Annotated in this window: 14 protein-coding genes; 7 read left to right on the forward strand and 7 right to left on the reverse strand. The window is 58.5% G+C overall.

The genetic code is table 11. The annotated features are described in order from the left end of the window. Positions 1 to 175 precede the first annotated feature (175 nt). Together AC09SL_RS13365 and AC09SL_RS13370 are read left to right on the forward strand one after the other, a co-directional pair. The gene (locus AC09SL_RS13365) at positions 176 to 1,720 is read left to right on the forward strand and encodes an EAL domain-containing protein (protein ID WP_058544519.1); all 1,545 of its coding nucleotides are present in this window, start codon (positions 176 to 178) and stop codon (positions 1,718 to 1,720) included. A 211-nt stretch (positions 1,721 to 1,931) separates the two neighbouring features. After that, positions 1,932 to 2,297 carry a histone-like nucleoid-structuring protein, MvaT/MvaU family gene (locus AC09SL_RS13370; RefSeq protein WP_058544518.1) on the forward strand — a complete coding sequence of 122 codons (366 nt, stop codon included), beginning with the start codon at positions 1,932 to 1,934 and terminating at the stop codon, positions 2,295 to 2,297. Between the two features lie 109 nt (positions 2,298 to 2,406). Here the strand turns inward: AC09SL_RS13370 and AC09SL_RS13375 are convergent, their stop codons facing one another. After that, a complete protein-coding gene (locus tag AC09SL_RS13375) occupies positions 2,407 to 2,934 on the reverse strand; it encodes a DUF4946 domain-containing protein (protein WP_058544517.1) in 528 nt (175 codons plus the stop codon). A 194-nt stretch (positions 2,935 to 3,128) separates the two neighbouring features. Between AC09SL_RS13375 and gloA the strand changes: the two genes are divergently transcribed. After that, positions 3,129 to 3,650: a lactoylglutathione lyase gene (gloA, locus tag AC09SL_RS13380; RefSeq protein WP_058544516.1), complete on the forward strand. Its 522-nt coding sequence runs from the start codon at positions 3,129 to 3,131 to the stop codon at positions 3,648 to 3,650. A 73-nt stretch (positions 3,651 to 3,723) separates the two neighbouring features. Here the strand turns inward: gloA and ahpF are convergent, their stop codons facing one another. The 4 genes from ahpF to galU form a co-directional block, all read right to left on the reverse strand. Then, positions 3,724 to 5,286 (reverse strand): alkyl hydroperoxide reductase subunit F, encoded by a 1,563-nt coding sequence (gene ahpF, locus AC09SL_RS13385; RefSeq protein WP_058544515.1) that lies wholly within the window; start codon positions 5,284 to 5,286, stop codon positions 3,724 to 3,726. Between the two features lie 123 nt (positions 5,287 to 5,409). Continuing rightward, the gene (gene ahpC, locus AC09SL_RS13390; protein WP_014337814.1) at positions 5,410 to 5,973 is read right to left on the reverse strand and encodes an alkyl hydroperoxide reductase subunit C; all 564 of its coding nucleotides are present in this window, start codon (positions 5,971 to 5,973) and stop codon (positions 5,410 to 5,412) included. 342 nt (positions 5,974 to 6,315) lie between these two features. After that, on the reverse strand, positions 6,316 to 7,671 hold the full coding sequence (gorA, locus tag AC09SL_RS13395) for a glutathione-disulfide reductase (RefSeq protein WP_058544514.1): 1,356 nt from the start codon (positions 7,669 to 7,671) through the stop codon (positions 6,316 to 6,318). Positions 7,672 to 8,047: 376 nt separating this feature from the next. Continuing rightward, positions 8,048 to 8,887 carry a UTP--glucose-1-phosphate uridylyltransferase GalU gene (gene galU, locus AC09SL_RS13400; protein WP_003182953.1) on the reverse strand — a complete coding sequence of 280 codons (840 nt, stop codon included), beginning with the start codon at positions 8,885 to 8,887 and terminating at the stop codon, positions 8,048 to 8,050. Positions 8,888 to 9,122: 235 nt separating this feature from the next. Here galU and AC09SL_RS13405 point away from each other — a divergent pair, with 235 nt between their 5' ends. Next, positions 9,123 to 9,338: a hypothetical protein gene (locus AC09SL_RS13405; protein WP_058544513.1), complete on the forward strand. Its 216-nt coding sequence runs from the start codon at positions 9,123 to 9,125 to the stop codon at positions 9,336 to 9,338. Positions 9,339 to 9,464: 126 nt separating this feature from the next. After that, the gene (locus AC09SL_RS13410; protein WP_058544512.1) at positions 9,465 to 9,746 is read left to right on the forward strand and encodes a hypothetical protein; all 282 of its coding nucleotides are present in this window, start codon (positions 9,465 to 9,467) and stop codon (positions 9,744 to 9,746) included. Position 9,747: 1 nt separating this feature from the next. On the opposite strand, the gene AC09SL_RS13415 is transcribed toward AC09SL_RS13410, so the two are convergent. Together AC09SL_RS13415 and AC09SL_RS13420 are read right to left on the reverse strand one after the other, a co-directional pair. Then, entirely contained in the window at positions 9,748 to 9,978 is a 231-nt protein-coding gene (locus AC09SL_RS13415; RefSeq protein ID WP_058544511.1) for a hypothetical protein, read from the reverse strand. 109 nt (positions 9,979 to 10,087) lie between these two features. Continuing rightward, positions 10,088 to 10,438, reverse strand: a complete 351-nt coding sequence (locus AC09SL_RS13420) for a hypothetical protein (RefSeq protein ID WP_058544510.1) — start codon at positions 10,436 to 10,438, stop codon at positions 10,088 to 10,090. A 202-nt stretch (positions 10,439 to 10,640) separates the two neighbouring features. Here AC09SL_RS13420 and AC09SL_RS13425 point away from each other — a divergent pair, with 202 nt between their 5' ends. Together AC09SL_RS13425 and AC09SL_RS13430 are read left to right on the forward strand one after the other, a co-directional pair. Then, positions 10,641 to 10,943 carry a DUF1883 domain-containing protein gene (locus AC09SL_RS13425; protein WP_003182962.1) on the forward strand — a complete coding sequence of 101 codons (303 nt, stop codon included), beginning with the start codon at positions 10,641 to 10,643 and terminating at the stop codon, positions 10,941 to 10,943. 30 nt (positions 10,944 to 10,973) lie between these two features. After that, the gene (locus tag AC09SL_RS13430) at positions 10,974 to 11,144 is read left to right on the forward strand and encodes a hypothetical protein (protein WP_165826019.1); all 171 of its coding nucleotides are present in this window, start codon (positions 10,974 to 10,976) and stop codon (positions 11,142 to 11,144) included. The last annotated feature ends 152 nt before the right edge of the window (positions 11,145 to 11,296 follow it).

The following is an 11,296-nucleotide window of genomic DNA, read 5'->3' on the forward strand; positions in this document are numbered from 1 at the left end:
GTGGCAGCATGGCATTGAACCTGGGGGGGAGCCTGGCATTGAACCTGTGGGAGCAAAGCTTGCTCCCACAGACCTCGCTCCCATAGTTAGCCTGCAGTCAGCAAGCACTCGGCGGGCCATCTATCATGGTCGGCATCCGACGATTCCCCTTCACCCCTTTTCTCAGGTTGTGCCGATGCCCTTGACCGCCATACGCTCGCACACCCGGCCCCGTCGCTATCTCGTCACCCTGCTTTGTGGCCTGGTACCGATGCTGTCAGGACTGGCCATTTTGTACATGCAGGCCGAAAGGACCCTGGCGCAACACACCCGCCAGACCGCCGAGGAACTGGTCAGGCAGATCGAGCTGATGCTCGACAACACAGCCTTGGCGGCCCGTGAACTATTACCCCTGGCCGGGCAGCCCTGCGAAGTGGTGAAGCTGGCATTACGCGAGCAAGTGACACGCCGGCCCTTCGTCCGTTCGACCAACCTTACCTGGGATAACAACCTGTATTGCAGCTCGCTGTTCGGTGCCTTCAAGGAGCGCATCATCCCGAGCGACTACCATCGAGGCACCTTGTGGCTCATGGACGGCAACCCGGTCACGCCGGACACCGCGCTACTGATCTACCGGCTCAATGAGGGCCGCCAAGGCGCCTTGGCCACGCTTGATGGGTATCACTTGGCGAACGTCTTGCGCTTGATCGGCCGTCAGACCCGACTATGGCTGCAAGTCGGGCCGAATTGGCTGGCGGCGGACGGCAAGGTCCGGCAGTTACCTCTGCCCGTGCTGCCGGTCGCGCAGAGCGGCCTCGCCTCATCACGCTATCCCTTCAATGTTGAAGCAGGCTTTGATGAAGGAGAAGTCTGGCGCTATATGGCCCGGGAATATCCGCCGTTGTTCAGCCTGCTGATCTTCTTCGGTGCCATCGCCGGAGCACTCGGCCACTGGCTGCAAAAACGCGCCTCCTCGCCCAGTCGTGAATTGCAACGGGCCCTGGAAGCCGGCGAGTTCGTGCCCTATCTGCAACCGGTCGTACACAGCGACAGCAAACGCTGGGCCGGCGTCGAAGTGCTGATGCGCTGGAACCACCCCAAGGAAGGCCTCGTTCGCCCGGACCTGTTCATTCCATTCGCCGAACACAGCGGCCTGATCGTACCGATGACCCGGGCGCTGATGCAGCAGACCATGCGCCTGCTGGCACCGCTGGCGCCTCAACTCCAAGCGCCGTTTCATGTCGGCATCAACATCACCGCCCGCCACTGCCAGGATCTGGCGCTGGTGGACGATTGTCGCGAATTTCTCGACGCCTTCGCCCCAGGTACGATTGCCCTGGTGCTGGAGTTGACCGAGCGGGAGCTGATCGAACCTACCCCGGTTACCCGGCAACTGTTCGACCAACTGCGGGAGCTTGGGGTCAAGATCGCCCTCGACGATTTCGGCACCGGTCATTCCAGCCTGGCGTACTTGCGCCAGTTCAACGTGGACTTCTTGAAGATCGACCAGAGTTTTGTCGCGATGATCGGTGCCGATAGCCTGTCACGGCACCTGCTCGACAGCATCATCGAACTGTCAGGCAAGCTGGGCCTGGACATGGTGGCCGAGGGCGTCGAAACCGTCGAGCAAAGCGACTACCTGAGCGCCCACGGGGTGAACTTTCTACAGGGTTATCTATTTGGCCGGCCGATTAGCGGGCAGGCGTTCATTGAGACCTTGACCGGCACTAATGGCAGTTAACCACCGCCTATCCATTGACTACGATGCCCAACTGATAAAAGCTCTTGCTGTTGTTACATAACGAAAAAGTTACGATTTACACTTTCCGGATTAACTACTACAATTTTTCTACCTGTGCCAGATAGCAGGAGAGTCATTAACACCAAGGCGCTTGGCTTATAGCTTTGTTTGCGGTTGGTATCAGCCAAATATTTTGATTGGAGTAACGATTTTGTCCAGACTCGCTGAATTTCGTGCAGCCGAAAAGGCCCTTCAAGAACAGCTCAAGCAGTTGGAGTCGCTGAAGAACGATGCCGGGCTCAAGAAGGAAATCGAATTCGAGGAAAAGCTCCAGGGACTGATGAAAACCTACGGCAAAAGCCTGCGCGACATCGTCGCGATCCTCGACCCAAACCCGTCCAAGGCAAGCCTGCAATCGACCAAACCCACCAAGACTCGCCGTGCGCGAGTGGTAAAGGTTTACCAGAACCCGCACACCGGCGAGTTGATCGAGACCAAGGGCGGCAATCACCGCGGCCTGAAAGCCTGGAAAGAACAGTACGGTGCAGCTACCGTCGATTCCTGGTTGCGTGGTTGACAGTGCGTGATTGACAGCCTCCAGGATGCAAAAAAGCCCTGAATACACTCAGGGCTTTTTTATGGGCTAAACTTTTGGATTAAACCCCGGACGTATTACGCTGACGGCGTTATAGTTTCAAACTATTTCGCACCGACTGTATTTCATCCTGGCTTTCAACAAACACCTGCGCCTGCCCTGCATAGGACAGCACATAAGCCTTGCCCTCATTCAGTGCCGCGACGAGTGTCTGAGACAATACATGCCGTCCGTTTTGCGTGATCGTGCAAGTGGTTTCCAATGCAGTTACGCCCCCCAACATGGAAGCATGGATCTTAGTGCAGACACTTTGGTAACCACCCTTGAAAAAATCCTTCTGGATTGATTTGCGCATTTCCAGCAACACGCCTTGCAAGTTGACCTGGTGATCGGGCTCGACGGTGGTCGTGGTCAGTTCCATGACCATCACGGCATTGCCTGCCGAATCGCTCTTGGTTGCACGTTGTCGCAAGGGGCCGGGCGACGCTGCATCGGCAGGCAGCGGTTCGACAACCCAGCCTTGAGGCCAGGCAACCTGCGGTTCCTCCGCCTGGACGCCACCGACACTCGCAACGCAGGCAAACAGCAGGACAAACAGTGAAAAGAACGGTCGAATCATTGCGTTGGCACTCAAGGGCGAATCGTAAAGTCTGAAGCCCGCAACAAAACCAGGCAATAGCCACACGCGGTTTGGCGACACCGCGCCCCTTGCGTATCATGGGCGCACCTGCAAGGAAGCCGTCTGACGCAAGCCCAGGAACCGTCGCAACCAAACTTGCGACGCCGTTTGCCCCACTTATTTCCGGAGGGCCCATGAGCCTGCACGAACTCAATACTTTCCCTGGCGTCACCGCCCAACCCGACGCCGCCACGGCCAAGTTCGTCTTCAACCACACCATGCTGCGGGTCAAGGACATCACCCGGTCCCTGGATTTCTACACCCGCGTGCTGGGTTTCTCCCTGGTGGAGAAACGCGACTTCCCGGAAGCCGAATTCAGCCTGTATTTCCTGGCGCTGGTGGACAAGAACCAGATCCCGGCAGACGCGGCGGCGCGTACCGAATGGATGAAGTCGATCCCAGGCATCCTGGAACTGACCCACAACCACGGCACCGAAAGCGACCCGGCGTTCGCCTACCATAACGGCAACACCGACCCACGCGGTTTCGGTCACATCTGCATCTCGGTACCGGACGTCGTTGCCGCCTGTGAGCGCTTCGAAGCGCTGGGCTGCGATTTCCAGAAACGCCTGAGCGACGGTCGCATGAAAAGCCTGGCCTTCATCAAGGACCCGGATGGCTACTGGGTTGAAATCATCCAGCCTGCGCCGTTGTAAGCCTCACCAACGTGACCCAAAACAAAACCCCATGAGCCAGGCTCATGGGGTTTTGTTTTTTCCACTATCGACTTCAGTCCGGCGCAGAGGTACGGATCAGGTGGTCGAAGGCGCTCAGCGAAGCCTTGGCGCCCTCGCCCACGGCAATCACGATCTGCTTGTACGGCACGGTGGTCACGTCACCGGCGGCGAACACGCCAGGGATCGAGGTTTCACCCCGGGCATCGACGATAATCTCACCCCGCGGCGACAGCTCGACGGTGCCTTTGAGCCAATCGGTGTTGGGCAACAGGCCGATCTGCACGAAGATCCCTTCCAGCGCCACATCCCGCACTTCACCGCTTGGACGGTCCTTGTAACGCAAGCCGTTGACCTTCTGGCCGTCTCCGGTCACTTCGGTGGTCTGGGCGTTGGTAATCACCGTTACATTCGGCAGGCTGTGCAGTTTGCGCTGCAACACCGCGTCGGCACGCAATTGCACATCGAACTCCAGCAACGTGACGTGGGCGACGATACCGGCCAGGTCGATGGCCGCTTCGACGCCGGAGTTACCACCGCCGATCACCGCCACGCGCTTGCCTTTGAACAGCGGGCCGTCGCAGTGCGGGCAGTACGCCACGCCCTTGTTGCGATACTGCTGCTCGCCCGGCACGTTCATTTCACGCCAGCGGGCACCGGTCGCCAGGATCACGGTCTTGGCCTTGAGGCTCGCACCGCTGGCGAACTTGATCTCATGCAGCCCGCCGTCCTTGCCTGGTACCAAGGCGTCGGCACGTTGCAGGTTCATGATGTCCACGTCGTACTGCTTGACGTGTTCTTCCAGGGCGACGGCCAGTTTCGGCCCTTCGGTTTCCTGGACCGAGATGAAGTTCTCGATGGCCATGGTGTCGAGCACCTGGCCGCCGAAACGTTCGGCCGCCACGCCGGTGCGGATCCCTTTACGGGCCGCATAGATCGCCGCCGAAGCACCGGCCGGGCCACCGCCGACCACCAGCACATCAAAGGCATCCTTGGCGCTGATTTTCTCGGCCTGGCGCTCGATGCCGCTGGTGTCGATCTTGGCAAGAATCTCTTCCAGGCCCATGCGGCCCTGGCCGAAGTTCACACCATTGAGGTACACACTGGGCACGGCCATGATCTGGCGTTCATCGACTTCGGCCTGGAACAGCGCGCCGTCGATGGCAACGTGGCGAATGTTCGGGTTCAGCACCGCCATCAGGTTCAGCGCCTGGACCACGTCCGGGCAGTTCTGGCACGACAGCGAGAAATAGGTCTCGAAGTTGAACTCGCCCTTGAGGGAACGAACCTGTTCGATGACGTCGGCACTGGCCTTCGAAGGATGACCGCCCACTTGCAGCAAGGCCAACACCAGCGAAGTGAATTCGTGGCCCATGGGAATGCCGGCAAAACGCAGGCTGATATCGGCTCCCGGGCGATTCAACGAAAACGAAGGCTTGCGCTCATCGCTGCCGTTGTCGAGCAAGGTAATCTGGTGGGAAAGACTGGCAACGTCTTGGAGTAGCGCGAGCATTTCCTGGGATTTCGCACCGTCGTCGAGGGAGGCGACGATCTCGATCGGCTGGGTGACCCGTTCCAGGTATGACTTCAACTGAGCTTTAAGATTGGCGTCCAACATACGGGCGATTTCCATTTTTGAATTTCAGAAAAAACAACGCCCGAGCGAATCTCGCCCGGGCGTTTTTTGTGGGCGGTGCAGCTTGCTTAGGTGCGGATGACCGCCCTCAAGGGGAGCACGGTCTTAGATCTTGCCGACCAGGTCCAGGGACGGAGCGAGGGTGGCCTCGCCTTCTTTCCACTTGGCTGGGCAGACTTCGCCCGGGTGAGCGGCAACGTACTGAGCGGCCTTGATCTTGCGCAGCAGCTCGGAAGCGTCACGGCCTACACCGCCGTCGTTGATTTCAACGATCTTGATCTGGCCTTGCGGGTTGATCACGAAAGTACCTCGGTCAGCCAGGCCGACTTCTTCGATCAGCACGTCGAAGTTGCGCGAGATGACGTGGGTCGGGTCGCCGATCATGGTGTACTGGATCTTGCCGATCGCTGGCGAGGTGTTGTGCCAGGCAGCGTGGGCAAAGTGAGTGTCGGTGGAGACGCTGTAGATTTCGACGCCCAGTTTCTGGAACTCGGCGTAGTTGTCGGCCAGGTCTTCCAGCTCGGTTGGGCAAACGAAGGTGAAGTCAGCCGGGTAGAAGAACACGACAGACCACTTGCCTTTCAGGTTGGCGTCCGATACTTCGACGAATTCGCCGTTTTTGAAGGCGGTAGCGTTGAACGGTTTAACTTGGCTGTTGATGATAGGCATCGATGTTTCTCCATCAGGGTTGAAAAGTTGATGGAGGGAATCTTAACCACTCATCCCCGGGCTGGCTCATTGGCAAACCTGATGTGAATGATTGGTTTTGGCTATCAGGAATCTATATAGATAGAAAAAATCTGTAGGAGCTGGGGAAGGCTCGGGCCGCGTTCGGACGATCTTTTGATCTTTTGATCTTTTGATCTTTTGATCTTTCGCTTGAGATGCAAGCGTCTTTGGAAAGATCGCAGCCTCGTTGCACTCGACAGCTCCTACACAGCTCCTACGCAGCTCCCGCACAGTTCTTACATGGCTTCTACATGGCTCCTACATGGCTCCGGCGGGTAGGCGTCAGGCGACGGGCGTGCGCATCGTCACGAATTCTTCGGCAGCCGTCGGGTGCACGCCGATGGTTTCGTCGAAGTCGCGCTTGGTGGCGCCAGCCTTGAGGGCGATGGCCAAGCCTTGGACGATTTCACCGGCATCCGGCCCGACCATGTGACAACCCAATACCTTGTCGGTCTGGGCATCCACCACCAGTTTCATCAGGGTGCGTTCCTGGCAGTCGGTCAAGCTCAGCTTCATCGGCCGGAAGCGGCTTTCGAAAATCTCGACCTCATGCCCCTCCTCCCGGGCCTGCTCTTCGGTCAGGCCCACCGTGCCGATGTTCGGCAGGCTGAACACGGCGGTGGGAATCATCCGGTAATCCACCAAGCGATACTGCGCAGGCTTAAACAGACGCCGCGCCACCGCCATGCCTTCGGCCAGGGCGACGGGGGTGAGCTGGACGCGGCCGATCACGTCGCCAATGGCCAGGATCGACGGTTCAGCGGTCTCGTATTTTTCGTTGACCTGGACAAAGCCCTTCTCATCCAGCGTGACGCCGGTGGTTTCCAAGCCCAGGTTGTCGAGCATCGGTCGGCGGCCGGTGGCGTAGAACACGCAGTCGGTGAGCAACGTTTTGCCATCCTTGAGCTCGACCCTGAGGCTGCCATCGTCCAGTTTTTCGATGGACTTGATGTCTGCGTTGAACTGCAGGTCCAGGCCACGGCGGGTCAGTTCTTCCGCCAGGTGCTTGCGCACCGCGCCGTCAAAGCCGCGCAGGAACAGGTCACCGCGATAGAGCAAGGACGTCTGCGCGCCCATGCCGTGGAAGATCCCGGCGAACTCCACCGCAATGTAGCCACCGCCCACCACGATGACGCGCTTGGGCAGGTCCTTGAGAAAGAACGCCTCGTTGGAGCTGATGGCGTGCTCGCGCCCCGGAATGTCCGGGATCACCGGCCAGCCGCCCGTGGCGATCAGGATGTGCCTGGAGGTGTAGCGCTGGCCATTGATCTCGACCTCATTGGGCCCGGTCAGCCTGGCATGACCTTCGTGTAGCACGACGCCGCTGTTGACCAGCAGGTTGCGGTAGATGCCGTTGAGGCGATTGATCTCCCGATCCTTGTTGGCGATCAACGTGGCCCAGTCGAAACTCGCCTCGCCCGCCGTCCAGCCATAGGCCGACGCCTGCTCGAAGTCCTCGGCGTAATGCGCGCCGTAGACCAGCAGCTTCTTGGGTACACACCCCACGTTCACACAGGTACCGCCCAGGTAACGGCTCTCCGCCACGGCCACCTTGGCCCCGAAACCGGCGGCAAACCGCGCAGCCCGCACACCACCGGAACCGGCGCCAACCACATACAAGTCAAAATCGTAGGCCATTTTCTATCTCCTTCGGCAGGTCATCAGCATACCTGCTGTTTTCACCTGAGGCAGCGTTGCGATGGTTATGGGGGTGGAAAATGGAAAAGCCAGCTGGACGTCAGCAACCTGACCCTGTGGCGAAAGAGCAAGCCCCGCTCGGCTCTGTAGGAGCTGACGAGTGCAACGAGGCTGCGATCTTTCCACTGCCAATTAAGTCTTGAGCGAAAGACCAAGATCAAAAGATCGTCCGAACGCGGCCCGAGCCTTCCCCAGCTCCTACAGAGCCCAGCGAGGCTTGATCCCTCGCCACGGGTTACTCACTGCCCGAGATTTTCCAAGCAAAAAAAAACGCCCCGAACCAGTCGGGGCGTTTTTCAAGGGGCGGTGCAAGCTATCAGTAAGCCTTGCCCGTCTTGTAGAAGTTCTCGAAGCAGAAGTTGGTCGCGTCGATGTAGCCTTCGGCGCCACCGCAGTCGAAACGCTTGCCCTTGAACTTGTAGGCCATGACGCAGCCGTTCTGGGCCTGTTTCATCAGGGCGTCGGTGATCTGGATTTCGCCGCCCTTGCCTGGCTCGGTCTGTTCGATCAGGTCGAAGATGTCCGGGGTCAGGATGTAGCGACCGATGATCGCCAGGTTCGACGGTGCGTCTTCAGGCTTTGGTTTTTCAACCATGCTGTGAACGCGGTAGATGTCGTCGCGGATCATTTCGCCGGCAATCACACCGTACTTGTTGGTTTCCTGCGGATCGACTTCCTGGATCGCCACGATGGAGCAGCGGAACTGCTTGTACAGCTTGACCATCTGGGTCAGTACGCCGTCGCCTTCGAGGTTGACGCACAGGTCGTCCGCCAGGACCACGGCGAACGGTTCGTCACCGATCAGTGGGCGACCGGTCAGGATCGCGTGGCCCAGGCCTTTCATTTCGGTCTGGCGGGTGTAGGAAAACGAGCACTCATCCAGCAGTTTGCGGATGCCGACCAGGTATTTTTCCTTGTCGGTGCCCTTGATCTGGTTTTCCAGCTCGTAACTGATGTCGAAATGGTCTTCCAACGCACGCTTGCCACGGCCCGTCACGATGGAGATTTCAGTCAGGCCAGCATCAAGGGCTTCTTCGACGCCGTACTGGATCAGTGGCTTGTTCACCACCGGCAGCATTTCTTTGGGCATGGCTTTAGTCGCTGGCAGGAAGCGAGTACCGTAACCGGCTGCTGGGAACAAGCATTTCTTGATCATATAAGTCCTTGAAAAGGCGGTGTGTACGAGTTTCGGCGCAGTCTAATCAGGCGACAGGCACCTTACAATGCCCGCGCTGGCCAACCGCTGCCATCATAGAGAAATAAAAAACGGCGGATAGTTCAATCGCCTTTCGTTTCGATGGCAGCAGCGGACCCACTGTACGCCAGTAGGCGCTGTTTGCGAGCATTTGCCGTATCATGGCGCACTTGATCCCGCCAATTGAGGCAGCTAGATGTCGGCAACAAGAAACGCAAACGGTTATTCGGTCAGCCAGGGCAAGGACGGCCAGTGGTGGATTATCAACTACCACGGCGAGCAGGTCGCCGGTCCCTTGCCCAGCAAGGCCATGGCGGTGGAAGTGGCCGCGGTATTCCAGGATGAGCGCGCGGCCCCCGCGGAGAAAGAACGCGACACCGCCCCTGCACGCAGCCCCCGCCGCAAGAAGTAACCAGGCGAGCCTCCAGTAAGTGCCAAATGAGCATTGAGCGAGGCTTGTTTAGCTGTACTTTAGCTGTACCGCAATGGCCATTCGCTATAATCTCGCCGTTGCCCTTCCCTTCTCGATGATGATCCCATGAAGACACTTCTGGCGCTGTTTACAGTCCTGGCCCTGGCGGGCTGTGCCTCGGCGGAAAAAACCTACCTGGACAACGGCGAACAAGGCCTGACCATCGATTGCTCGGGCGAGGCCAACTCCTGGGCGACGTGCTACGAAAAGGCTGACGCGTCCTGTGCCGGTACTGGCTATCGCATCGTCGGCACCGACGGCACGCCCCAGGCCAAGGAAAGCGAGAAGACCCTGGGCGTCGACGTCGGTAACTTCACCAGCCGCAGTGTCGTGGTGGTCTGTAAATAGGCTATATGTGGATCTCGGCAAACTTGATGCCCAGCCCGCGCAAGGTTTCGATCAGTTCGTCGAGACGGGCGAAGGATTCGACTTCGTCCTGGTCATCCACCAGGAAAAAACTGCGCCCGGCGCTTTTCTTGAAGAACACGATCCATTCGCCCGGGCCCGCCGGGTTCTGAATCACGTGGGTGGCACAGATAAGACCTTCTGCATGGCGCTCGCGCACCTGCTCGCGTTTCATTGACTGACTCCATAAATGACAATGCCGCCAACGTGGACCGCGGCGGCATTTTTTGTCGAGGGCAGTAGTTTATCCGATGCCCGGTCCGCTCGTCAGGCGCTGAGTGTGATCAGCCGGAAATGCAGGCGTTGGCTGCATCTTGCACGTCGCCCGGACGCACCGGCACGTTGGACAGGCTTTCGTGCAACTTGATGCTGCTACCACTGGAGCGCTCGTCAATGTCGAACACCGCCGCCGGCAGGGTCGACAGTTTGCCCGGGACGATCAGCCGCACGCCATTCTTGTGTGGCTCCACTTGCAGCGGCCCCCGGCTGCTGGCCAGTTTGTCGGAAACACACTTGGCATATTCGTGAGGTTTCTTTCCGGAAATGACGCTCATGGTGGGGGGCGTCTGGTTGATGTCCGATACCGATGCACATCCACTCATGGCCAATGCCAACACCCACACGCTGCGCTTCATATGATTCCTCCGATAAAGACCCTCCGACAGTGCAGACGCCGTTTTTCTCCGGTGCCACACCGTTTTTTTTTCCCGCAACCTGCAATAAATGAACAAAGCCTGGAGCGCGGGCCGGATATTAACACTCGGGGCTGATAAACTGCGCATCATTGCCCCTTGCTATCGTTTTGATTTTGTAGAAAAAGCCCTTCTGGAGGCGCCCATGAAATTCATCCACCAGCGCGAGCACCTGAACGAGGACGACATTGTCGTCATCGAATGCTCCCAAATGTGCAACATCCGTTTGATGAACGACGCCAACTTCCGCAGCTTCAAGAACGGCGGCCGGCACACGTATCACGGTGGCGCGTTCGACACCTTCCCGGCCCGGATCACCGCCCCCAGCACCGGTTTCTGGAACATCACCATCGACACCGTCAACCGCCGTGCAATCAGCGTCACGCGCAAGCCGACCCTGACCCACAAGATCAAAATCATCCGGCGTTCCAGCTCGAAACTGAGCTAAGCCTCGCCCACTTTCAAGACAGGCAAAACCGTGGCCCAGACGACCAAATACGTCATCAAGTACAAGCTCAATGGCGAACGCCGTTTCGAGTTCGCGCAACTGCAAACCGGTACCGAGGAAGAAGCCAGGGCGGCGCTGCACAAGCTGCACGGCGAAACCGACGATGTGATCAGCGACCTCAAGGTCAGCAAGGCGCTGTAAGCCTTTTGTCGCAAGGGAAGCTCCCACTCGATTCTGTAGGAACGGTGTAGGAGCTATGCAGGAGCTGTGTAGGAGCTGTGTAGGAGCTGTCGAGTGCAACGAGGCTGCGATCTCTCCCCAGACAATTGAGTCAAGAGCGAAAGATCAAGATC

This window comes from Pseudomonas sp. PF05 (assembly GCF_056521845.1).